Below are 22,428 nucleotides of genomic sequence, written 5' to 3' on the forward strand. Positions count from 1 at the left end.
TTTTCAGCGGAAAACCTCTGTTTTTTATATATGCTCCTGAAAAACAGAAAGATATATATGTGACAAGAAGAACACATCGTCATGGGAATTATTTTTAATAAGATGAAACGATAAAAGAATAATAAATATGATGAAATATCATGGATGCAAAATGTGCAATAATGCGTACCAATAGGGGAAAAGACACTCCTTTGGTGCGAATTGTAAAAAACACGTAAATTTGCTGTTTTGAATATTTATTGAATTTTTTGCCCTTCTTTTGCCGCCAATCGGGGATGACATATATGCGAAAAATTCGCCAGAATCGCCGTCTTTGCTCTAATTTTCACATTGAATATTAGAATATATGATGATATAATATAGGCGATTGAAAGTATGTCTCGGAAATGAAGCGGACTTTCTTTCGATTTATTTTTTCTAGTCAGCCGGCTTATGCAGAAGGAAAACGATGGGATAAACCGGCTGCAACGCATGCTTGTATCAAATGCCTTTGCAGGGCGGGTACGAAAACGCGTGAAGGGAGCACCCTTGGACATGCGGCGTAGTGTCGTCGGAATCTGGCCGGCAGCACTGCGGCGGCAGCGGCCTGTACGGCGGCGCAGTCGGCAGGAACAGGCGCGCGCAGGCTGCAGCGCAGCTGGGGCGCCGCGTATCCGAAATAGTTGCTTCATGTTTTTATTATTTTTCATTATATATTAATGAGGTGATTTTTGATGTTGAATACCTTTAAAAGAGGTGGGGTTCATCCTGATGATGGCAAAATCTACGCTAAGGATAAAGCCATTGAAACCCCGGCAGTACCGGATCAAGTAGTCATCCCTATGAGCCAGCATTTTGGTGCTCCTTGTACTCCGACAGTCAAGGTTGGCGACCTGGTAAAAAAAGGCCAGGTTATTGGGACCAGCGATGCCTTCCTGCATGCTGACATTCACGCTTCTACGTCCGGTAAAGTCGTCAAGGTAGCTCCGATGCCGCATAATATGATGGTCAAATGCATGGCTGTCGTTATTGAGGCAGATGGCAAAGACGAATGGGTAGAAGGTCTTCCGGCAGAACACGACTGGAAGCAGCTCGATAGCAAGGAAATCGTTGAATTGATTAAAAAGGCCGGCGTAGTAGGCTGCGGCGGCGCTACGTTCCCTGCTCATGTAAAATTGACGCCGAACAAACCTGTCGACACCTTTATCGTAAACGGCGCCGAATGCGAACCGTATCTGACCTGCGACTACCGCGCCATGGTTGAAAAAGAAACGACGGAAAAACTCGTAACGGGCGTACAGATCTGCATGAAGGCTCTCGGCGTAAAACAGGGCTTCATCGGCATTGAAGACAACAAGCCGGAAGCGATTAAGAACATGACGGAAGCTTTCAAAGATATTCCCGAAGTTACAGTCGTAACCTGCAAGACGAAATACCCGCAGGGCGCTGAAAAAATGATGATCGAAGCCTGCACGGGCCGTCAGGTTGAACCGGGCGGATTGCCGATGAACGTCGGCTGCGTCGTAAGCAACGTCGGCACGGTTATCGCTATTACCGACGCCGTATGCCACGGCATCCCCTTCATCGAACGATTGACGACGGTTACGGGCGACTGCATCAAAGAACCGAAGAACCTGTCCCTGCGTATCGGTACGACCTTCCAGGAAGCTATCGATTACTGCGGCGGCTTTTCTCAGCAGCCGGACCGCATTATTGCCGGCGGCCCAATGATGGGTCTCGCCCAGTACCAGCTTGATGTTCCTATTACAAAAGGCGCTTCCGGTATCCTCGCCTTGTCTCCGGAAAAATGCCAGGTCGGCGAAGAAGAATCGTGCATCCGCTGCGGCCGCTGCGTCACCGCCTGTCCGATGGGTTTGGTTCCGAGCCAGCTGAGCATCTTCGCTTCTTGCCAGGCATGGGATAAGTGCATGGAATACGGTGTTATGAACTGCGTCGAATGCGGCAGCTGCGTATACACTTGCCCGGCAAAACGCAACATCGTCCAGTATATCCGCAATGCAAAAGCTCAGTGCAAAGCCATTCAGGCAGCCGCTCAGGCTAAAGCACAGAAGGCTTAAGATCTAATGGAAGAAGGGATATCATGAGTCCAGAAGCTAAAGGACAAACTATAGGAAAGGATGCTAAAGACATGCAGGAATTAAAACTTACTGTATCATCTTCGCCGCATGTTCGCTGTAACGAAACGGTCCCTAAAATTATGTGGAGCGTCGTTGCCGCCCTCGTGCCTGCCGCTGCGTTTGGCGTTTACTACTTTGGCGTCAATGCCCTCGTCAATATCGTAGTAGCCATTGTTTCCGCAGTTGTTTTCGAATTTTTATGGGAAAAAGGTATGCACAGAAAGGTAACCATTAAAGATGGTTCCGCTGTTATCACCGGCCTTTTGCTGGCTATGTGCTGCCCGCCGAGCCTTCCCTGGTGGATGAGCATCATCGGCTCCTTCCTGGCTATCGTCGTCTGCAAGCAGTCCATGGGCGGCCTTGGCCATAACCTCTTCAACCCGGCTCACGTCGGCCGTGCAGGCTTGATGGTTTCCTGGCCTGTCGCTATGACGACGTGGACGCAGCTCAACGGCACGGTCGTTGACGGCGTTGCCGGCGCTACGCCGCTGAACGTATTCAAACACGGCGGCACGGATGCGCTGTTCCAGCTGTTCGGCACGAACGACTGGGGCACGATTTACCAGAGCCTGTTCATCGGTACGCGCAATGGTTCTTTGGGCGAAACCTCTACGGTTCTCCTGATCCTCGGCGGCTTGTACCTCATTTATAAGGGCTATGTCAACTGGCAGGTTCCTGTCGTCATGATCGCTACTGTCGGCGTTCTCATGTGCGTTGCTTACGGCCCCAACGTTGCGTTGTTCCAGATGATGGCCGGCGGCCTTATCATCGGCGCGTTCTTCATGGCAACGGATATGGTAACGGCTCCGATTACCTTGAAAGGCCAAATCATCTTCGCTTTAGGCGCAGGTCTTATCACCGTGTTGATTCGTCTCTTCGGCGGTTATCCTGAAGGCGTTTGCTATTCCATCCTCTTGATGAACGCATTGACGCCGCTTATCGACCGCCTTGTAAAACCGACCGTCTTTGGTGAAGTTAAAACAAAGGGGGCAAAATAACATGACAGACAATCATGGAAACAGCATCATTAAGGTTGCATTGAATCTTATTCTGACCTGTTTAGTTTCGGGTTGTATCATCGGCGTCGTCTTCTTTATTACCGGCCCGATTGCAGCCGACAAAGCAGAACAGATGAAACAGGATTCCATGAAGGCCTTGGTTGCGGACGCTGATAAATTCGTTCCCGTACAGGGCGAAGCTGATACGTTTATCGCTGAAAAAGGCGGCAAAACCGTAGCTTACATCATTCCGACGGCTCCGAAAGGATACGGCGGCCCGATTAAAATGCTGACGGCTGTATCTGCCGACGGCACCGTTATCGATTACACCGTTCTTGCTGCAAACGAAACGCCGGGCCTTGGCGACAAGGGCGCGAAATCTCCGTTTAAAGATCAGTTCAAAGGCAAGAAAATCGACGGCCTGGAAGTAACGAAAGAACCGAATCAGCCGAATAAAATTCAGGCTTTGACCGGTGCTACGATTTCTTCCCGCGCTTTCTCTGCAGGCGTTAAAGAAGCGATTGAAAAAGCAGCTGCTTTGAGTGGCCAGAGCGCTTCTTCCCAGCCCGCTGCCGGCGCAACGAAGGGAGGCAATAAATAATGAGTCTTTGGAAAGTATTTAGCAGAGGCATTATTGAAGAAAACCCGTATTTCGTATTAGCCTTGAGCTTGTGCCCGGGCCTTGCCGTTACGACGAGCGTAGTCAACGGTTTGACCATGGGTTTGACAGTATGGTTTGTTATTACGTCCAACAACGTAGTCGTATCTATCATTCGTAAGACCATTAACAAAAAGGTACGCGTACCTGTATACATTACCTGTATCGCTACGATCGTAACGTGCGTACAGCTGTTCCTTCAGGCGTTTGCTCCGGATTTGTACCAGGCACTCGGCGTATACCTCGACTTGGTCGTCGTATTTGCTATTATCCTGGCACGTGCTGAATCCATCGCTTCGAAGAACGGCATCGTCGTTTCCTTCCTCGACGGCATGGGCATGGGCGTCGGCTTTACCATCGCTATGATCTGCATTTCCGTCGTTCGTGAACTCTTCGGCAACGGTACGCTGCTCGGCACTCCGATGTTCGGGCCGGAATACCAGCCTGCTCTGATTTTGGCTCTGCCGCCTGGAGCATTCATGCTCATCGGCTTCATGATGGCCGGCATTAAGATCTGGAATGAATCCCGCGAAAGAGCAAGACAACTGAAAGGGAGTGAAGGATAATGGGCGAATACTTTACGCTGTTTGTCGGCGCTGTATTGATCAATAACTTCGTATTGACGAAGTTCCTCGGCCTATGTATCTTCTTCGGCGTATCCAAAAACCTCAACGCTTCTGTAGGCATGGGCTTTGCCGTAACATCCGTCTTGACGATGAGTACGGTTCTCGCTTGGCTTTTGTACAACTATGTATTAGTTCCGTTTGATCTGACGTTCCTTCGTACGATTTCTTTCGTTATCTTGATCGCAAGCTTCGTACAGCTGTTGGAAATCGTCATTAAAAAGATGTCCCCGACGCTGTATAACATGTGGGGCATTTACCTCATGCTGATCGCTACGAACTGTATCGTATTGTCCGTACCGGTTATCAGCATTACCAGCAACTACGACTTCCTCGAAAACCTCGTATTTGCTATTGGTTCCGGCTTAGGCTTTGCGCTTGCCCTCGTCCTCATGGCCAGCGCCCGTGAAAAACTGGATTTTGCCGACGTACCCCATTCGCTGAAAGGCACTCCGATTGCCTTCATCGTTGCCGGTATGCTTTCGTTGGCCTTCCTTGGTTTCTCCGGTATGATTTAATTACGCAAAGGAGTTGGAATATTTATTATGAATTACACTGAGATTGCAATCATGGCAGTCGTTATTCTGACTTGCATCGGCGTAGTGTTTGGCTTTGTCCTTGCATTTGCAGATAAGAAGTTCGCCATGGAAGAAAATCCGCTTATCGGCGAAGTTGAAGAAGCATTGCCAAAAGGCCAGTGCGGCGCCTGCGGATTCCCTGGCTGCGCTAAATACGCAGAAGCTGTCGTTCTTGATCCCGATGTTCCGCCTAACCTTTGCGTTCCCGGTAAAGCTGAAGTTGCAGCTATCGTTGCACAGCTGACCGGTAAGGTTGCCGAAGCTACGGAACCGAAATACGCTCACATCCGCTGCCGCGGCGGCAACGGCATCGCGAAATTGGCCTATGAATACAAAGGCGTTCATGACTGCGCTGCCGCTAAAATCGTACAGCAGGGTCCGAAATTCTGCAAATACGGCTGTCTCGGTTTCGGCAACTGCGTAAAGGCCTGCCCCTTCGGTGCTATGACCATGGGTGAAGACGGCCTTCCGAAGGTTAATAAGCAGCTGTGCACCGGCTGCGGTAAATGCGCCAGCATTTGTCCGAACCACGTCATTGAATTGCTGCCGATCAGCGCGAAGGTTTCCGTCAGCTGCTCGTCTAAAGAAATGGGCGCCGTAGCTCGTAAAGATTGCTCGGCTGCTTGTATCGGCTGCGGTCTGTGCGTGAAGAATTGTGCTCATGAAGGCGGCGTTAAGGTTGTCGACCATTTGGCTGTCGTCAATCCGGAAATCTGCCATAACTGCGAAGAAGCTACATGCGTAGCAAAATGCCCGACGAAGGCGATTGCTTCCTTGCTGGCTGACGTAAAAGCAGAAGAAAAGATAGGTTAATATGATGAACTGGAAACGCAGGGCAAGATATATTCTTACTGCCGCTTTCCTGGTCGTGATGAGTTGCTCCGGATGCTCTCTGCATCCGGAGTCTTCTTATGATAGGAGCGGTATTGCCATGGATACGACCGTTTCCCTGCGGGCGACTGGGAAAGATGCCCAGAAAGCCGTAGATGAAAGCTTTGCCCGCATCGCGCGGCTGGATGCCTTGGCAAGCTCGCAGAATCCCGACAGCGACGTGAGCAAGATCAACGCCGCCGCTGGATCTCATTACGTGCAGGTAGACCCGGCGGTATATGAGATGATTTCCTTTGCTAAGGGCTTTTCGGAACGAAGCAGCGGCGAGTGGGATATTACCGTCGGCATTATTACCAATCTCTGGCAGATTGGGACGGAAAATCAGCACGTTCCCGAAGCGGGAGCGCTGGCCGAAGCGATGCAGCACGTCAACTATAAGGATATCCTCCTTCGTCCGGAAGATCACAGCGTCATGCTGGCCAAGGCTGGTATGTCCATCGACCTGGGCGGCGTCGCCAAAGGCTACGCCGTTGATGAGGTTCGCAAGATTTACGAAGCCCATCATATTGAAAGCGGGCTGATCAATATGGGCGCCAGTTCTATGTACGCCGTCGGCAAGACGAGCAAGGGCAAAGCCTGGAACATCGGTATGAAGCACCCCCGTTCGGATACGAACGGCGAATACCTTGGCATCGTGAGCATAGAAAACCAGGCCTTATCGACGTCTGGCGATTATGAACGGTACTTCATGCAGGATGGAAGGCGGTATCACCATATTTTTGATCCCGTCACGGGATATCCCGCCGATTCGGGCGTTATGAGCGACTCTATCGTCATCGACGGAGACGTGGAGCATGCGGGAATGCTCAGCGATATCTTGACGACGGTCGTCTTTGTGTTAGGCCCGCAGAAGGGTCTGGCGTTTATCAACGGCATGGATGGCGTAGAATGCGAAATTACGGGTACCGATGGAACGATTTACATGACCGACGGGTTCCGCAGCCGTTTTTCCGACATGAACGCCGACTTTCGTATAGCTGAATAACCATCCCCTTACATGTAAAATTTTAAGCGAAACGGAAGTATTTTCTTGAATAATATTTACTTTTTCTTCAAAATGTAAGATAATATAACTATAAATATTTGTAGAGGATGGTAACGACATATGGATCACATTGATGACAAAATTTTGACAATTTTGAAGCGAAACGGAAAAGCTTCTGCTACGGAAATCAGCAAAGTTGTCGGTTTGTCCATACCGGCTGTAGCAGAACGAATCAGAAAAATGGAACACGCCGGTATCATTGAAGGATATGGCGCAAAAATCAGCCGCCGTAAGACGGGATACAACGTCACGGCTTTTATTATGGTTAATATGGAACGGTCTGGCGACGTCGAAGAATTCCGGGAAAAGGTCGTTCAATTCCCTCAGGTCTTGGAGTGTCATCACGTTGTGGGGGCCTTTGATTACCTATTGAAAGTGCTGGTAAAAACTCCTGATGATTTAGAAAAATTCCTTATGGAAGAGCTAAACGAAATCCCGACGGTTTCGTCGTCTCAGACCTTTATGTGCTTGTCTACGCTGAAAGAAGAATGGAACGTATAAGACGGTACGAATTTTCTCTCCATAAAAAAGAAGCTTATCCTATGAAAGATAAGCTTCTTTTTTTACAATATGAAAGATGGGGAATCGTTTTAGGTCAGGACATTAATCTTCCTTGATGCGGCCGTCGATCGTAATGGTCTTTACCTGCCAGGGAATAAATTTTCCGCTTTGCTGGAGTGCTTTTTTTGCAGCCATTTCCAAGCCGCCGCAGCAAGGAACCTCCATGCGGACAATGGTGACATCTTTGATATCATTTTGTTTGATGATTTCAGTCAATTTTTCGGAATAGTCAATGCTGTCCAGCTTAGGGCAGCCGACAATCGTAATTTTATTGCGAATGAAATCTTCATGGAACCGAGCGTAGGCATAGGCCGTGCAGTCCGCTGCGATGAGCAGATGGGCTCCGTCGAAATAGTCTGCTTTGACCGGCACGAGTTTGATTTGTACGGGCCATTGGCGCAGCTGCGATTGTGCGACTGCCGGCGTGTTGGGAAGTTCGGCTGCAGCCGTCTGAAGAGACATGGCTGCCTGTCCGGGGCAGCCGTGAGAAAGTACGCGGGACTGGCTGCCGGGACATCCGCCAGTATGTTTCAGACCATTGGCTTTCATATTAGCCTTTACGGCGGCTTCGTCATAGGGAGCGGCTTCGCGCTCTACAAAGGTAATGGCGTTCGTCGGGCAGTGGGGCAGGCAGTCGCCTAGTCCGTCACAGTAATCGTCGCGCATGAGGCGTGCTTTTCCGTCTACCATGGCGATGGCCCCTTCGTGGCAGGCTGCTGCGCAGGCACCGCAGCCATTGCATTTTTCTTCATCAATTTGAATAATTCTTCTAATCATAATGTATTCCTCCAGTGGTTTTATATACGTAAATAGCATGGGCATGTAGTGTGCTGCCTTATGGTGAAAGTATACTATACAGGGCAGGAAAAATCTGTTGTTTTTGCAACGAGGTGAATGAAATTGCAATATTTTTTACCAGTCATTCAACATTCTGAGTTGTTTGCTCACATCGGGACAGAAGATATTGGCAAACTACTGGATGCGATGGACATATATAAAAAGAAATACAAAAAAGGAAATTTTATTTTCTATGCAGGAGATACAATTGAGCAAATCGGCATTGTCTTATCCGGCACGGTGCACATCCTGCAGGAAGATTACTGGGGCAACCGCAACATCTTGTCCCAAGTTCGCCCCGGCAGTTTATTTGGCGAAGCCTTTGCGTGTCTTCCTGATGTAAAGTCGACAGTAGATGTTGCCGCCTTAGACGATACGGAAGTTATGTTCATCAACGTAAACAGCATTATTCATGCCGGTCAGGTTTTAACGAAAGCGCAGGAGCGTGTGGCTTTGAATCTTCTGGCTATCATGGCACGGCGCAATATGCAGCTTACGCAGAAAATACGGTATATGTCACAACGGTCGACGCGGCAGAAGCTCATGTTCTATTTGTCGGAAGAAGCGCTGCGGCAGGAATCTTCGTCGTTTACACTGCCCTTTAACCGACAGCAGCTGGCCGATTTTCTCTCTGTCGACCGGAGCGCCATGTCGGCAGAGCTGAGCCGGATGAAAAAAGATGGGCTGATTGACTATTACAAAGATAAGTTTATTTTGAAAGAACCGCAGGTATAAGCCAAAAAGAGCAGCAGCAGAATTCCGATGGTTATTCAGAATCTGCATGCTGCTCTTTTTCTTAGATAATTACGCTGTATTAGCGCAGGTGGGGAAGAATATGTCCCATCTTATGCTTTTTCGTTTCCAAATAGAATTCGTCGAATTCCTGGGGCTTCATTTCAATCGGCACGCGTTCTACGATTTCTACGCCGAAGCCTTCGAGGCCGTAGATTTTTTCCGGGTTGTTCGTCAGCAGGCGCAGTTCTTTGGCGCCCAAATCCTGCAGAATCTGAGCGCCGATCCAATATTCGCGCAGGTCTGGCGCAAAGCCCAGCTTTTCATTGGCTTCTACGGTGTCATAGCCCTGTTCCTGGAGGACGTAGGCCTTCAGCTTGTTGATGAGGCCGATGCCCCGGCCTTCCTGGCGCATGTAGAGGAGAATGCCCCGGCCTTCGGCGTTGATCTGGGTCATGGCAGCGGCCAGCTGTTCGCCGCAGTCGCAGCGGCACGAGCCGAATACGTCGCCGGTCAGGCATTCGGAGTGGACGCGGCAGAGCAGGTTTTTACCGTCGCCGATGTCGCCTTTGACGAGGGCGACGTGGTGTTCGCCCGTCAGGTCGTTGACGTAGCCGTAAATTTTGAATTCGCCGAATTTCGTCGGCATCTTAGCGACGGCTTCGCGGACGACGTGCTTGTCGTGACGGCGGCAGTAGTTCTGCAGGTCGTGAATGGTGATGAATTTTAAATTGTACTTGTCGGCCAATTCCCACAGCTGCGGCGTCTGCATCATCGTGCCGTCGTCGGCCATGATTTCGCAGCACAGGCCGACTTGCTTCAGGCCGGCGAGGCGCATGAGGTCGACCGTCGCTTCCGTATGGCCGTTGCGGGCCAGGACTCCGCCGCGCTTGGCGATTAAGGGGAAGTTATGGCCGGGACGGCGGAAGTCTTCGGGACGGGCCGTTTCTTCCGTGCATTTGCGGGCCGTCAGCGCCCGTTCTACGGCGGAAATGCCCGTCGTCGTATCGACGTGGTCGATGGAGACGGTGAAGGCCGTTTCGTGATTGTCCGTATTGTCGCTTACCATCGGCGGCAAACCGAGCTTGCGGGCGTATTCGATGCTCATGGGCATGCAGATGAGGCCCTTGCCGTGGGTTGCCATGAAGTTCATGTTTTCTGTCGTGCAGTACTGGGCGGCGCAGATAAAGTCGCCTTCATTTTCTCTATCCGGGTCGTCGGTGACGATGATGATATGCCCGGCTTGCAATTCTTCGATTGCTTCTTCTACGGTATTGAATTTTCTGTTTTCCTTTGCCACAATAAAACCTCCTGAATATGATAAAGCCCTGACGGTCTGTCCAGCAGCGTCAGGGCTTTTTGGTCAACACAACACAAGCTGCGCGGAGGCAGCTCCATCGTATCTTCTTCCATCCAGACTATACTGTCGGTTTTGGAATCGCACCAAATCACGAGCACATGGCTCCTACGCCGTAGCGTTCGCGGACTATACCGCCGATCGGGAATTTCACCCTGCCCTGAAGATATATGACTACATGAATCATTATACACAGAATGGCTATCCTTGGCAAGAGCCGCCGCGGCCGGCCGGGCTGGGACAGGCCTATTCTATGTCGAATATTTTGCCCGGATTGAGGATATTGCTGGGGTCCAGGGCCTTTTTGATAGCTTTCATCATGGCCAGCTCGTCGGGATTGGTAAATTCTTCCATTAAATGCTTCCGCTTAAAGCCGATGCCGTGCTCGCCCGATAAACGGCCGCCGTGGGCGTAGATGAAGGCGTACAGCTCCTGCTGGTTTTGTTCGACCCGGCGGGCCCAGTCTTCGTAGGGCGTATCGTCGGGCTTTAAGATGTTGAGATGGATGTTGCCGTCGCCGGCGTGGCTGGCAATGCGGGTGATCAGGCCGTATTTGCCGGCCAGGCGGAGAATTTCCGCCAGCAGGAGCGGTTCCTGGTCGACGGGGACGACGACGTCTTCTTTACTGACGATGAGGCTTTCGGCGCGGACTGCTTCGGCGAAGGCCTTGCGGGCCTGCCAGATTTTATTGTGGTCGGCGACGAGGACCGACGACGCGCCGTGGTGCGTGCAGAGCTCGTCTAAAGCGACGGCCTTGTCGTCCAGGTCGTCTTCATTGATGCCTTCGACTTCGACGATGAGGTAATTTCCCGAATCGCTGCCCTGCAGCTTTTCATGGAGATATCTTTCTACAGATTGAATGGTAATATTGTCCATATATTCGACGCAGGTCGGGACGATGCCTTGCTTTAAAATGGCTCCGACGGCGCCGATGGCTTGTTCCGGCGAATCGAAAACGGCCAGCAGATCGAGGGCGTATTTAGGCTTCGGCAGGAGCTTGACCGTCGCCTTGGTGATGATGCCCAGCGTGCCTTCCGAGCCGATGACCAGCTGCTCGAGGCAGTAGCCTGTCGATTGCTTCTGCAGGCGTGCGCCGAGCTGGACGATGCGGCCCGTCGGATTGACGATTTCCACGTCGTATACCTGATGGCGCGTCGTACCGTATTTGACAGCCCGGTTGCCGCCGGCGTTGGTGGCGATATTGCCGCCGATAAAGCAGGAGTCGCCGCTGCAGGGGTCGCCGGCGTAGAACAGACCCTTGGCTTCGGCTGCGTCCTGCAGGTCCGACGTGCGGACGCCCGGTTCTACGACGGCGTATAAGGCGTCTTCGTTAATTTCCAGAATGCGGTTCATTTTTTCCAGGGACAGGACGACGCCGCCGTAAATAGGCACTGCGCCGCAGGCCAGCCCTGTACCGGCCCCGCGGGGCACGACGGGAAAATGATAGTCGTTGGCCAGCTGGACGACAGCGGCGACCTGCTCGGCCGTTTCGGCAAAGACGACGGCTTCGGGCATGTGGTGGTACGCCGGGTCGGTCACTTCGTCGTGGGAGTAGGGCTGCATTTTATCCGGATCTGTCGTGACGTTTTTAGGGCCGACGGCAGTCTGCAGTTTTTTTAAAATTTCAGGAGTAATCGGTTCATATCTCATGAGCAAAGACCTCTGTTTCTTCATAGTTTACGTTCTATTATATAATATCAGCGGCGTTTGCGAAAGTGGGCCGTATTAAATCGAGAAAAAACTTTATCTTAAGTGAAAATGAAGGTATACTTATAGCATGCGTGTTGCAGTGCCTATATTAAAGGAGCAGAATCATGACGGAAAAACGGGATGGGCGGCTCCGACGTACCGGGACGGTGCGCCGGCGGCGTACGAAAAAAAAGAAGGGGATGACGCTGTACAAGGGCATCGTCCTTCTCATACTGCTGGTCGGAGGAGTCTTCTTGTGCCTGCGCATGTATCAGATGTGGCAGATCCACGAGGACATGAAGCGGACGCTGCAGCAGGAGCAGGCCTTGACGGAAGAAAACCAGCGGCTGAAGGACAGGAAAGAACAGCTTATTTCCCCCGATGCCGTAGAAAAACAGGCGCGGGAACAGTTCGGACTGGCCGAGCCGGGAGAAATCCCCTACAGGCGCTGACGAGGCGTTCCGCCTTAGGAATTTACATTATTTTGCGATTGAATTTTTCGCCGTTTATGAGTATAATAGCGTTATACGTGTTATCAGCAAAGCTGAAGCATACAAGGAGGAATATAAGGTAACATGACAATCGAAGTAGGCAGTGTATTGGAAGGCACCGTGACAGGGATTACAAAATTTGGCGCTTTTGTAGAGCTTCCTGACAAGAAGGTGGGCTTGGTCCACATTTCTGAAGTTGCTAATGAGTATGTAAAAGATGTGCACGATTTCTTGAAAGTTCAGGACAAAGTAAACGTCAAAGTTTTGTCTGTCGACGATAAGGGAAAAATCGGCCTGTCTATCAAGCAGACCCAGCCGGCTCCGGAAAAGAAAGAGTTCCGTCCAAGACATGAATTCCGCCAGCACAACAATTTTGACTCGAATCGCCGCTCTTCTACATCGTTGTCTTTCGAGGACCGGCTTAGTAAATTCCTGAAGGAAAGTGACGAACGCCAGATGGATTTGAAACGCAATACCGAATCAAAACGCGGCGGCCGCGGCGCTCGCCGTGCCGATTGATTTCGTATATCGGTAATCATAAGGACGAATAAAGAGTATTCCTGTCTTGGAATGCTCTTTTTGTTTTACCGACTGGAAAAGGCTGTCCGAGTTTAGAACGAGGTACATGACAGATGAAGGATAAGGAATTTGCCGTTGTCGATATCGGCTCCAATTCCCTGCGCCTGATGACGGGGCGCTGGGAAGATGATCGCTGGAAGTTTTCGGCGAAAGAATTGGAAATGACGCGCCTCGGCTATCAGATAGAAGAGACAAGGCATTTATCGCCGGAAGGGATTGAGGCCTCCCTTGCGGCCATGACCCGATGGCAGGCCCGGTTAGGATCCGTTCCCGTCTGTGCCGTCGCGACCAGCGCAGTGCGCGAAGCCGCAGACGGCCAAGCCTTTTTGGCGGAAATACGGGCCCGTTTTGGCTGGCACTGCCGCTGCATTTCCGGCCTGGAGGAAGCGGCTCTCAGCTTCTGCGGGGCGGCAGCCGGCGTTGAAGCCGGCAAGGAGGCCGTCGTCCTGGATATCGGCGGCGGCAGCAGCGAAGTGGCCGTCGGCCGGGACGGCGTCGTCGCCTGGTCTCACAGCTATCCCTTGGGCGCCGTGCGCCTGACGAAAAAAAATCAGATGGAAGAAGAGGAACTGGCTGCTTTGGAAGCCTATTGCAGCCGGCAATGGCTGTCTGCGCCCATAGAACCTTCGGCGGCCCTTATCGGCGTAGGCGGAACGCTGACGACACTGGCCGCGATGGAGCTGGAAATGACGGAGTACGATCCGTCCCGCATCGAAGGCTGCGTCGTATCGCTGGAACGCCTGTCCTATCATCTGGACAGACTGCGGCGCATGGGTCCCGAAGGCCGCCGCCATGTAGCGGGACTGCAGCCTAAGCGCAGCGACATCATTGTCGCCGGTCTGGCCGTCGCCCGTTCCTTTTTGCAGCGCTATGGCTTTGACAGCATTCGCATCAGCGAAAGCGATTTGATGGAAGGCGTCTTTTACCGCCATTCCTTCCACGATGCCGCTTGGCGCGGAGGCAACGGAGAGGCTTATGAATGTCGTTGAAACCGTAGAAGAATACTGCCGGCAGTATTCGCTGCTTCAGCTGGGAGAGACGATTCTGATTGCCTGTTCCGGCGGGCCCGACTCGCTGGCGCTGCTGGATATATTAGCCCGGCTGCGGCCGGACTATAACTTGCGCCTCGCCGTATGCTACGTCCATCATGGCATTCGGGATGCCGCTGACGAGGAGGTCCGGTTTGTACGGCAGGAAGCGGAGAAGCGGGCCTGTCCATTTATCTGCCGCCGGGCAGACGTGCCGACGCTGGCGGCGCAGGAGCACGCGTCGCTGGAAGCTGTCGGCAGGAGAGAGCGGTATCGCCTGCTTCGCGAAGAAAAGGACCGTCTGGGGGCCGCGGCGATTGCCGTAGCCCATCATCAGGATGACCAGGCGGAAACGGTGCTGCTGCACTTGCTGCGCGGCAGCGGACTGGCCGGATTGGGTGCGATGCGGCCGCGAACCGGCGACGTCGTCCGCCCGCTCCTGGGCATAACGCGCGGAGATATCGATGCTTATGTCAACGAGCGGAATCTGACGCCGCGTCACGACGAGACGAACGACTCTGTCCGGTTTACGCGCAACCGCATCCGCCTGGAGCTGCTGCCGGCGCTGCGGCAGTACAATCCGTCCGTCGTCGGCGATTTGAACCGGCTGGCGCAGATTGCCCAGGCCGAAGACGACTGCATGGCCCAATGGGCGAGCCGACTGTACGAGGCTCACGTCAAGCCGTGCGAAGGCGGGGCCGGCGTGGAAAAGAAATGGTTTCTCAGCCAGCCCGTAGCCCTGCAGCGCCGCCTCGTGCGCCTGCTGTGCCGGAACGCGGCGGGGACGGAGCGGGATATACCCTTTCATTACGTAGAAACGATACGGGAGCTGGCCTGCAAAGGCGCGGGCAAGCAGTTCCAGACGGGCCGCGTTACGGCCTATACGACGAAATCCGATTTGTGCGTCGTAGTGTCGCAGGGCATAAAGGGCCGGCGCAGAACGAAATCATGAAAACAGAAAGAACCGCAGGAAAGCCTGCGTCGCTATATATACTTTGTCATTCCGGGGGAGGATATACGATATGCATCAAGACGTAAAAGAAATATTATTTACAGAAGAACAAATACAGAAGCGAGTGCGGGAAATGGGCGCGCAGATAACGGCCGATTACGCCGGCAAGACGATTTTGCTGTGCGGCATTTTGAAAGGCGCCGTCGTGTTCTATACGGATTTGGCCCGCCAGATTCAGGTTCCCGTAAAATTTGACTTCATGAGCTGTTCCAGCTACGGCTCGTCGGCCACGTCGTCCGGCGCGGTTACGATTCGCAAGGACATGGACAACGACGTCGCCGGAAAGGATATCCTCATCGTCGAGGATATCATCGATACGGGCATTACGCTGAGCTATCTCGTGCCCTATTTGAAAGACCGCGGCGCTAATTCGGTCAAGCTGGCTACCTTGCTGAGCAAGCCGTCGCGCCGGCAGGTCGACATCCACGTCGATTACAACGGCTTTGAAATTCCCGACGCCTTCGTCGTCGGCTACGGCCTGGATTATGACAGCTCTTATCGGAATTTGCCTTATATCGGCATATTGAAAGAAGAAATTTATACGAAATAAACATACACTATTACCGTCTTGTTTTGCGGGAAAAGCTGTTGTTGCATTGTCCGAAGTATGGTAATATAGATATTGTATTGGTTGCATGACATTACTTAATGATAGATTACTTTGAAAGGAGTAGTATCTTGAGCAAATTTGTGCGTAATGTAAGTTTATACTTACTGATTATCATCGTTGCCGTTTCTATCATCGATGCGTTTACGACAAATAAAGCTGATAAATCGGAAATTTCCTATACGAATTTCATGAATCAGGTTCAGCAGAAAAAGGTAGACGCAGTCCAGATCACGGACGACCACGCTATCGTCGGTCAGCTGAAGGACGGCACGTCTTTTACATCGTACGCCCCGACGGACGCGGCTATGATGCCGGCCCTGCGCGACGCGGAGGTCAACGTCATCGCCAAGCCGCCTGAACAGCCCTCGTGGTGGATGAGCCTGCTGAGCTCTATCCTGCCGATTTTGATTCTCATCGGTGTGTGGTTTTTCATCATGCAGCAGACCCAGGGCGGCGGCGGCCGGGTGATGAATTTCGGCAAGAGCCATGCGAAGATGCACGGCGAAGGAAAAATCAAGGTATCCTTTAAAGACGTTGCCGGCGAAGACGAAGCGAAGGAAGAATTGGCGGAAATCGTCGAATTTCTCCGCAATCCCGGCAAATACAACAACATCGGCGCCAAGATTCCCAAAGGCGTGCTGCTCTTCGGGCCTCCGGGCACCGGGAAAACCCTGCTGGCCCGGGCCGTTGCCGGCGAAGCAGGCGTTCCCTTTTTCAGCATCAGCGGCTCCGACTTCGTAGAAATGTTCGTCGGCGTCGGCGCGTCCCGCGTGCGCGATCTTTTCTCCCAGGCTAAGAAAAACGCGCCGTGCATCGTCTTCATCGACGAAATCGACGCCGTAGGCCGCCAGCGCGGCGCAGGCCTTGGCGGCGGTCACGACGAACGCGAACAGACGCTGAACCAGCTGCTCGTAGAAATGGACGGCTTCGGCGCCAACGAAGGCATCATTACGATCGCCGCGACGAACCGTCCCGATATCCTCGACCCGGCGCTGCTGCGTCCCGGCCGTTTTGACCGTCAGATCACCGTCGACCGTCCGGACCTGCGGGGCCGCCGGGCTATCCTGGAAGTGCACGCAAAAGGCAAACCTCTCGGCAAGGACGTCGATTTGGATATCATCGCCAAGAAGACGCCGGGCTTTACCGGCGCCGATTTAGGCAACCTGCTGAACGAAGCGGCTTTGTTGGCGGCTCGTGCCGATAAAAAAGTCATCAACATGGCCGAACTGGAAGAAGCCAGCGAAAAGGTATGCTTCGGCCCGGAACGGCGCAGCCATGTCATCAGCGACAAGGAAAAGCGCCTGACGGCCGTTCACGAATCGGGACACGCCCTGATCGCTTATTTGCTGCAGCCGAACTCCGACCCGGTCCATAAGGTTACGATTATTCCCCGCGGACGTGCCGGCGGCTATACGATGATGCTGCCGAATGAAGAACGGTCCTATGAGACGAAATCGTATTATCTGGCGCAGATCCGCGTCGCCTTGGGCGGCCGGGCTGCCGAAGAAATCGTCTTCAATGAAATCAGCAGCGGCGCGTCGGGCGACTTGCAGAGCGTTACCCGCATCGTCCGCCAGATGATTACCCGCCTGGGCATGAGCTCCAAGCTGGGGCCGATGGTCTTCGGCGAGCAGCAGGACCAGGTGTTCCTGGGCAAGAGCCTGGGCCACGACCGCAATTACGGCGAAGGCGTAGCCGAACTGATCGACAAGGAAATGCACGATATCGTTACCGAGGCCTATGCGGACGTACTGCGCATGCTGAAGGAAAACATCAAGGCTCTTCACAGCATGGCAGAAGCGCTGCTGGAAATCGAAACGATTAATCACGAACAGGTAGAAAATCTGATTAAATATGGTTCGCTGGAAGCACCTAAGCCGGAAGGCGACGGCGAAAGCGCCGAAGGCGCCGAACCGGCGGAAGGGCAGAAGCCTCATGTAGAAGTCAGCCCGTGGGGCAATACCGTATCAGAAGACAAAAACTAAATGAAAAAGCTGCGGCACTGTCGCAGCTTTTTTATGTGACGGAGACAGTTTCTGGCAGATACATAAAATATGTAATGATTTATATTACTTTTTCTTGATATTGACAGGGATTTCTTTTATGCTACAATTTCTGTATGCCCAAAGATATAGGTATGTCAGCTATATCTATGTCGGCATCGTATCGTTAGTATTAGGAGTGAAAAAGAATGAGACAGGATATCCTGGATTATTTGATGGAGAATCAGGGGACTTTCGTATCCGGACAAAAAATTTCCGAATTATTTGGGATTTCCCGTACAGCCGTTTGGAAACATATCCGCGTCTTAAAACAGCGGGGATACGTCATTGAATCGTATACGAAAAAAGGCTATTGTTTGAAAGAAGCGCCGGAGCTGCTGCGGCCGGAGCAGATTGCCAACGGGCTGAAGACCGGCCTGTTTGGAAAAAAGATTGTGTATTTTGAAAAGGTGGATTCGACGAATACGGTGGCCAAACGACTGGCCGACCAGGGCGCTGATGAAGGGACGATCGTCGTAGCCGAAGAACAGACCGGCGGGAGAGGACGGCTGGATCGTTCTTTCATTTCGCCCTTCGCTCAGGGGATTTGGTTTTCCCTTATTTTGCGGCCTACCTTTCCGCCTATGGAGGTTTCTAAGCTGACGCTGGTTGCCGCCGTGGCTCTGACCAAGGTGCTGCGCCGGGCCGGCCTCATTCACTGCGGCATCAAGTGGCCCAACGATATCCTGGTCGGCGACAAGAAGCTGGTCGGAATCTTGACGGAGCTGAACGCGTCCGTAGAAAAGATCAACTACGTCGTCATGGGCATCGGCATCAACACGGCCCTCGGCAAAAAAGCGCTGCCGCGGGAGCTGAAAAAGACCGTGACGAGCTTCGCCATAGAAAACGTGCCCGTACAGCGGGTAGAGCTGCTGCAGGACATATTGCGCGAATTGGAACGGTATTACGACGTGGCCAGCGAGCAGGGCTTCGCGCCGATTCTGGAAGAATGGAAGGTCTTGTCCTGCATGCTGGGACGGGACGTAGAAGTCTCAGCGTCGGACCGGTCGTTTACGGGAAAGGCCGTGACGCTGGACGAAAACGGCAACCTGATGGTCGAGACGGCAAACGGCATGGAACGGGTGCTGGCCGGCGACGTGCGGGTTCGCCCCGTCTGACAGGACAGCGGCAATCGAATAGGGTAAAGGCGGCATACGCAGTGCAGGACGAGCTGCGGCATGCCGCTTTTTCTTTGGAAAATAGACGGCAAGACCTATCCAAGGAAGAAAAACTTTGTTATTATAGTAACCGTATATTATTTCATTTAGGGCAGGGAGAGTACAGCGTATGTTATTAGTCATTGATGTAGGAAATACAAATATTGTTCTCGGCGTATTCAAGGGAAAGGAACTGCTGGACCATTGGCGCATTTCGACGAACAAGCTGCGCACGACGGACGAATACGGCGTGCTGATTCGCGACCTCTTTTACTTGAACGATGTGAATTCGGAAGATATCGACTCGATCATTATTTCGTCTGTCGTACCGCCGGTTATGCCGACGCTGGAACGCATGTGCCAGCGTTATTTCGGCTTGGTGCCCCTGATCATCGGGCCGGGCGTGAAGACGGGCATGGACATTAAATACGACAATCCCCGCGAAGTCGGCGCTGACCGCATCGTCAATGCCGTGGCGGCTTACGCGAAGTACGGCGGCCCGGTCATCATCATCGACTTCGGTACGGCTACGACCTTCTGCGCCGTCGATAAGAAGGGCAATTACCTCGGCGGCTCTATCTGCCCGGGCATCGGCATTTCGACGGACGCCCTGGTGCAGCGTACTGCTAAGTTGCCGCGCATCGAGATCCGCCGTACGGAAAAGGTCATTTGCCGCAATACGGTGGAAAGTATGCAGGCCGGCGTATATTACGGCTACATTGGACAAATAGAAGGCATTGTCAATCACATGCGCCGGGAATTGGGCGGAAAAGCCAAAGTTGTCGCTACGGGCGGATTTGCCGTCGTCCTCGCGCCGGAAACGAAGGCTATCGACGTCGTAGAACCGATGCTGACCTTGGAAGGATTGAGAATCATTTATGAACGGAATTGCTGAGCCCTTTGCTATTGGCCCGGTCCGGCTGGAACGGCCTGTCGTCCTGGCGCCCATGGCCGGCGTATGCGATTTGCCGTACCGCGTCATTGCCCGCCGCTATGGCGCGGCTTTGGTCTGCACGGAAATGGTCAGCTCTCAGGGGATACGCTATAAAAACAAGCATACAGAAGAACTGCTGTATATCGACGAGCGGGAGCATCCCCTGTCGATGCAGATATTCGGGGCCGATCCCGTCGTCATGGCCCAGGCGGCGATAGCCGTCGAACAGGCCGGCGCAGATATTGTCGATATCAACATGGGCTGTCCCGTCAAAAAGATCGTCAAAAACGGCGAAGGTTCTGCCTTGATGAAGGATTTGCCCAAGGCGGAACAGGTCATCGCCGCCGTCGTAAAGGCCGTGTCTATTCCCGTCACCGTAAAAATGCGTACCGGATGGGACGACGATTCCTTTACAGCCGTTGAATTGGCTCAGCGGGCGGAAGCTGCCGGCGCGGCGGCTATTACCGTTCACGGCCGGACGCGGGAGCAGTTTTACAGCGGCCGCGCCGATTTGGACAAGATACGGCAGGTCGTAGAAGCCGTCTCTATCCCGGTCATCGGAAACGGCGACATCGTAGACGGCCCGTCGGCGGTGCACATGTTTGAGGCGACGGGCTGCGCCGCCGTCATGGTCGGCCGGGGCGCCCAGGGGAATCCGTGGATTTTCCCGCAGATATACCGCTATATGGATACGGGTGAAATCCTGCCGCCGCCGTCGCCGATGGAACGGTACGAGCAAATTCTGGAGCATTTTGAAGCCCTGCTGGCCTACAAGGGCGAATATATCGGCGTGCGGGAAATGCGGGCTCATGCCTCGTGGTACACAAAAGGGATGTACGGCTCGGCGGCCCTGCGCGAACGCATCAATCGGGCCGACACGGCCCAGGCGTTCAGGGACTGCATCCATGAGATGATGGAAGAAGCGGCTTGTATATGATATGTAATCGTTTTATTGTCGTTCTGTTCCATAAGAGAAAGGTGTTGACATATGTGGCATGAATTCTATCATTTTGACAGACAGACAGACAGACAGACAGACAGACAGACAGACAGACAGACAGACAGACAGACAGACAGCTTGTATCTATTTTAGTGCCGTGTTATAACGAAGAAGCGGCACTGCCTGTGTTTTATGAAAAAACGTCGGCAGTTATTAATAAAATAGACCAATATGCGTTCCAATTCGTATTTGTCAATGACGGCAGCACAGATAGTACGCTGCATATTCTTCAGGAATTGCGGGCGAAAGATACGCGAGTGTGCTATGTCGATTTATCTCGTAATTTCGGCAAAGAAATTGCTATGATTGCCGGTATCGATTATTTGTCTGGCGACGCGGCTATTATAATGGATGCCGATTTGCAGGATCCGCCGGAGTTAATTCCTGAAATGATTTCCTATTGGGAACAAGGATACGACGATGTATGCGCCAAACGAACCAGCCGTGAAGGAGAAACGTTCTTCAAAAAATGGTCGTCCCATATGTTTTACCGCATACTGCAAGGCGTATCGAATATTCCGATTCAGAAGGATGTCGGCGATTTCAGGCTGTTGGATAAGCAATGTCTGGAAGCGTTACGATTAATGCGCGAATCGCAGCGTTATACGAAAGGCTTATTTAGTTGGATTGGATTTAATAAAAAAGAAATCCTTTTTGAACGGCCGGCGCGGATTGCTGGAAAAACGAAGTGGAATTATTGGAAGTTGTTAAATTTAGCCATTGAAGGATTAACTAGTTTTACGATAGCGCCGCTGCGGCTGGCATCCTTTGTCGGCTGCGTACTGGCGTTTTTGGCCATGATGTACATGGCTGTCATCATTATCAAGACAATTATATATGGAGGCGATGTAGCAGGGTATCCATCCTTGATCACCGTGATACTGTTTATTGGCGGAGTCCAATTATTCTTCCTGGGGATTATGGGAGAATATTTAGGGCGCGTGTTCAATGAAAGTAAATTTAGGCCGTTGTATTTGGTTAAAGAGTACAATGGAAATAAGGTTATAAAACAAAAAGTGCGGGGGTAAGGAGGAGTTAACATCATGACTTTTCAATGGAATTTTCATAAGGCTCAACAATGGGCATATGCTATATTTATATTTTTAGTTATGTTCATCTTTTTTGTTAAAGGAAATATGCTCGTGCCATATGATGGGGACGACTGGAGCAATCTTTCAAGTATGAGAAACGCGATTCCTATGCCGAATGGATGGAATCCTATAAAAATTTTGCCGGAGACGCTATTTCCGATAACGGGCTTTTTTGCGGCATATGCTGTCAATCCAATTATAGGAGACTATATTCAGTCTATTAGCATTACATCGGCGTGTGTCCTTAGCCTTATTATTACAGTGTATGTTCTGTTATTCAGAAGATGGCTTGTCCAAATCTGGAACGTATCTTCTGCAACTAGTTATGCATTTTCATTCTTGTTTTTATTATTTCATTTTTTAGTTTTCAAAGGAAAAGTAGGAGCCAATCCGTTTTT

Annotated in this window: 23 protein-coding genes and 1 riboswitch; of the genes, 20 read left to right on the plus strand and 3 right to left on the minus strand. The window is 52.0% G+C overall.

Going from position 1 to position 22,428, the window contains the following annotated elements; all coding sequences use genetic code 11:
- Positions 1–713: 713 nt before the first annotated feature.
- From rsxC to E0L13_RS00745, 8 genes are all read left to right on the plus strand, one after another.
- Entirely contained in the window at positions 714–2,057 is a 1,344-nt protein-coding gene (gene rsxC / locus E0L13_RS00710; protein WP_168059578.1) for an electron transport complex subunit RsxC, read from the plus strand.
- 23 nt (positions 2,058–2,080) lie between these two features.
- Positions 2,081–3,115, plus strand: coding sequence for an RnfABCDGE type electron transport complex subunit D (locus E0L13_RS00715; protein ID WP_087476781.1), 1,035 nt, complete (start codon positions 2,081–2,083; stop codon positions 3,113–3,115).
- A 1-nt stretch (position 3,116) separates the two neighbouring features.
- Positions 3,117–3,716, plus strand: coding sequence for an RnfABCDGE type electron transport complex subunit G (locus E0L13_RS00720; protein ID WP_087476782.1), 600 nt, complete (start codon positions 3,117–3,119; stop codon positions 3,714–3,716).
- Positions 3,716–4,339 (plus strand): electron transport complex subunit RsxE, encoded by a 624-nt coding sequence (gene rsxE / locus E0L13_RS00725; RefSeq protein WP_087476783.1) that lies wholly within the window; start codon positions 3,716–3,718, stop codon positions 4,337–4,339. Before E0L13_RS00720 ends, rsxE begins: the two co-directional genes overlap by 1 nt.
- The gene (locus tag E0L13_RS00730) at positions 4,339–4,914 is read left to right on the plus strand and encodes an RnfABCDGE type electron transport complex subunit A (protein WP_087476784.1); all 576 of its coding nucleotides are present in this window, start codon (positions 4,339–4,341) and stop codon (positions 4,912–4,914) included. The genes rsxE and E0L13_RS00730 overlap by 1 nt, the downstream gene beginning before the upstream one ends.
- Positions 4,915–4,941: 27 nt before the next feature.
- A complete protein-coding gene (gene rnfB / locus E0L13_RS00735) occupies positions 4,942–5,787 on the plus strand; it encodes an RnfABCDGE type electron transport complex subunit B (protein WP_087476785.1) in 846 nt (281 codons plus the stop codon).
- A gap of 118 nt (positions 5,788–5,905) precedes the next feature.
- Entirely contained in the window at positions 5,906–6,850 is a 945-nt protein-coding gene (locus E0L13_RS00740; RefSeq protein ID WP_168059580.1) for an FAD:protein FMN transferase, read from the plus strand.
- Between the two features lie 120 nt (positions 6,851–6,970).
- Positions 6,971–7,411: an Lrp/AsnC family transcriptional regulator gene (locus tag E0L13_RS00745; protein ID WP_087476787.1), complete on the plus strand. Its 441-nt coding sequence runs from the start codon at positions 6,971–6,973 to the stop codon at positions 7,409–7,411.
- Positions 7,412–7,513: 102 nt separating this feature from the next.
- On the opposite strand, the gene E0L13_RS00750 is transcribed toward E0L13_RS00745, so the two are convergent.
- Positions 7,514–8,248 carry a 4Fe-4S binding protein gene (locus E0L13_RS00750; protein ID WP_154877470.1) on the minus strand — a complete coding sequence of 245 codons (735 nt, stop codon included), beginning with the start codon at positions 8,246–8,248 and terminating at the stop codon, positions 7,514–7,516.
- 207 nt (positions 8,249–8,455) lie between these two features.
- On the opposite strand from E0L13_RS00750, the gene E0L13_RS00755 reads away from it, so the two are divergent.
- The gene (locus tag E0L13_RS00755) at positions 8,456–9,043 is read left to right on the plus strand and encodes a Crp/Fnr family transcriptional regulator (protein WP_233127885.1); all 588 of its coding nucleotides are present in this window, start codon (positions 8,456–8,458) and stop codon (positions 9,041–9,043) included.
- A gap of 79 nt (positions 9,044–9,122) precedes the next feature.
- Here E0L13_RS00755 and E0L13_RS00760 read toward each other — a convergent pair whose 3' ends face one another.
- Together E0L13_RS00760 and E0L13_RS00765 are read right to left on the minus strand one after the other, a co-directional pair.
- Positions 9,123–10,340, minus strand: coding sequence for a bifunctional 3,4-dihydroxy-2-butanone-4-phosphate synthase/GTP cyclohydrolase II (locus E0L13_RS00760; protein ID WP_087476789.1), 1,218 nt, complete (start codon positions 10,338–10,340; stop codon positions 9,123–9,125).
- A 97-nt stretch (positions 10,341–10,437) separates the two neighbouring features.
- Positions 10,438–10,569: riboswitch (FMN riboswitch) on the minus strand.
- Between the two features lie 74 nt (positions 10,570–10,643).
- Positions 10,644–12,047, minus strand: coding sequence for an FAD-binding oxidoreductase (locus tag E0L13_RS00765; RefSeq protein WP_168059582.1), 1,404 nt, complete (start codon positions 12,045–12,047; stop codon positions 10,644–10,646).
- 164 nt (positions 12,048–12,211) lie between these two features.
- Here E0L13_RS00765 and E0L13_RS00770 point away from each other — a divergent pair, with 164 nt between their 5' ends.
- The 11 genes from E0L13_RS00770 to E0L13_RS00820 form a co-directional block, all read left to right on the plus strand.
- Complete coding sequence (locus tag E0L13_RS00770) at positions 12,212–12,538, plus strand: septum formation initiator family protein (RefSeq protein ID WP_087476791.1); 327 nt, start codon at positions 12,212–12,214, stop codon at positions 12,536–12,538.
- Positions 12,539–12,661: 123 nt separating this feature from the next.
- On the plus strand, positions 12,662–13,096 hold the full coding sequence (locus E0L13_RS00775) for a S1 domain-containing RNA-binding protein (RefSeq protein WP_087476792.1): 435 nt from the start codon (positions 12,662–12,664) through the stop codon (positions 13,094–13,096).
- 113 nt (positions 13,097–13,209) lie between these two features.
- Positions 13,210–14,145, plus strand: coding sequence for a Ppx/GppA family phosphatase (locus E0L13_RS00780; RefSeq protein ID WP_168059584.1), 936 nt, complete (start codon positions 13,210–13,212; stop codon positions 14,143–14,145).
- The gene (tilS, locus tag E0L13_RS00785) at positions 14,132–15,136 is read left to right on the plus strand and encodes a tRNA lysidine(34) synthetase TilS (protein WP_168059586.1); all 1,005 of its coding nucleotides are present in this window, start codon (positions 14,132–14,134) and stop codon (positions 15,134–15,136) included. The genes E0L13_RS00780 and tilS overlap by 14 nt, the downstream gene beginning before the upstream one ends.
- 70 nt (positions 15,137–15,206) lie before the next feature.
- Positions 15,207–15,746 (plus strand): hypoxanthine phosphoribosyltransferase, encoded by a 540-nt coding sequence (gene hpt / locus E0L13_RS00790; RefSeq protein ID WP_107196537.1) that lies wholly within the window; start codon positions 15,207–15,209, stop codon positions 15,744–15,746.
- Between the two features lie 128 nt (positions 15,747–15,874).
- A complete protein-coding gene (gene ftsH / locus E0L13_RS00795) occupies positions 15,875–17,791 on the plus strand; it encodes an ATP-dependent zinc metalloprotease FtsH (protein WP_198643539.1) in 1,917 nt (638 codons plus the stop codon).
- 206 nt (positions 17,792–17,997) lie between these two features.
- The gene (locus tag E0L13_RS00800) at positions 17,998–18,966 is read left to right on the plus strand and encodes a biotin--[acetyl-CoA-carboxylase] ligase (protein ID WP_168059588.1); all 969 of its coding nucleotides are present in this window, start codon (positions 17,998–18,000) and stop codon (positions 18,964–18,966) included.
- 169 nt (positions 18,967–19,135) lie between these two features.
- On the plus strand, positions 19,136–19,900 hold the full coding sequence (locus E0L13_RS00805; RefSeq protein ID WP_168059590.1) for a type III pantothenate kinase: 765 nt from the start codon (positions 19,136–19,138) through the stop codon (positions 19,898–19,900).
- Entirely contained in the window at positions 19,884–20,876 is a 993-nt protein-coding gene (dusB, locus tag E0L13_RS00810) for a tRNA dihydrouridine synthase DusB (RefSeq protein WP_168059592.1), read from the plus strand. Before E0L13_RS00805 ends, dusB begins: the two co-directional genes overlap by 17 nt.
- Positions 20,877–21,031: 155 nt before the next feature.
- The gene (locus E0L13_RS00815; RefSeq protein WP_346766146.1) at positions 21,032–21,967 is read left to right on the plus strand and encodes a glycosyltransferase family 2 protein; all 936 of its coding nucleotides are present in this window, start codon (positions 21,032–21,034) and stop codon (positions 21,965–21,967) included.
- Positions 21,968–21,982: 15 nt separating this feature from the next.
- A partial coding sequence (locus tag E0L13_RS00820; RefSeq protein ID WP_168059594.1) for a hypothetical protein occupies positions 21,983–22,428 on the plus strand: 446 nt, incomplete at its 3' end.

The sequence above is a fragment of the Megasphaera sp. SW808 genome (assembly GCF_012027795.1).
Lineage (GTDB): Bacteria > Bacillota > Negativicutes > Veillonellales > Megasphaeraceae > Megasphaera > Megasphaera stantonii.

Coding starts and splice junctions, on each gene's coding strand:
- E0L13_RS00750 (WP_154877470.1), bottom strand. CDS start 8,248: ATGATTAGAAGAATTATTCAAATTGATGAAGAAAAATGCAATGGCTGC.
- rnfB (WP_087476785.1), top strand. CDS start 4,942: ATGAATTACACTGAGATTGCAATCATGGCAGTCGTTATTCTGACTTGC.
- E0L13_RS00765 (WP_168059582.1), bottom strand. CDS start 12,047: ATGAGATATGAACCGATTACTCCTGAAATTTTAAAAAAACTGCAGACT.
- rsxE (WP_087476783.1), top strand. CDS start 3,716: ATGAGTCTTTGGAAAGTATTTAGCAGAGGCATTATTGAAGAAAACCCG.
- E0L13_RS00805 (WP_168059590.1), top strand. CDS start 19,136: ATGTTATTAGTCATTGATGTAGGAAATACAAATATTGTTCTCGGCGTA.
- E0L13_RS00770 (WP_087476791.1), top strand. CDS start 12,212: ATGACGGAAAAACGGGATGGGCGGCTCCGACGTACCGGGACGGTGCGC.
- E0L13_RS00745 (WP_087476787.1), top strand. CDS start 6,971: ATGGATCACATTGATGACAAAATTTTGACAATTTTGAAGCGAAACGGA.
- rsxC (WP_168059578.1), top strand. CDS start 714: ATGTTGAATACCTTTAAAAGAGGTGGGGTTCATCCTGATGATGGCAAA.
- E0L13_RS00715 (WP_087476781.1), top strand. CDS start 2,081: ATGAGTCCAGAAGCTAAAGGACAAACTATAGGAAAGGATGCTAAAGAC.
- E0L13_RS00755 (WP_233127885.1), top strand. CDS start 8,456: ATGGACATATATAAAAAGAAATACAAAAAAGGAAATTTTATTTTCTAT.
- E0L13_RS00775 (WP_087476792.1), top strand. CDS start 12,662: ATGACAATCGAAGTAGGCAGTGTATTGGAAGGCACCGTGACAGGGATT.
- E0L13_RS00730 (WP_087476784.1), top strand. CDS start 4,339: ATGGGCGAATACTTTACGCTGTTTGTCGGCGCTGTATTGATCAATAAC.
- E0L13_RS00740 (WP_168059580.1), top strand. CDS start 5,906: ATGGATACGACCGTTTCCCTGCGGGCGACTGGGAAAGATGCCCAGAAA.
- E0L13_RS00800 (WP_168059588.1), top strand. CDS start 17,998: ATGAGACAGGATATCCTGGATTATTTGATGGAGAATCAGGGGACTTTC.
- E0L13_RS00780 (WP_168059584.1), top strand. CDS start 13,210: ATGAAGGATAAGGAATTTGCCGTTGTCGATATCGGCTCCAATTCCCTG.
- dusB (WP_168059592.1), top strand. CDS start 19,884: ATGAACGGAATTGCTGAGCCCTTTGCTATTGGCCCGGTCCGGCTGGAA.
- tilS (WP_168059586.1), top strand. CDS start 14,132: ATGAATGTCGTTGAAACCGTAGAAGAATACTGCCGGCAGTATTCGCTG.
- E0L13_RS00720 (WP_087476782.1), top strand. CDS start 3,117: ATGACAGACAATCATGGAAACAGCATCATTAAGGTTGCATTGAATCTT.
- hpt (WP_107196537.1), top strand. CDS start 15,207: ATGCATCAAGACGTAAAAGAAATATTATTTACAGAAGAACAAATACAG.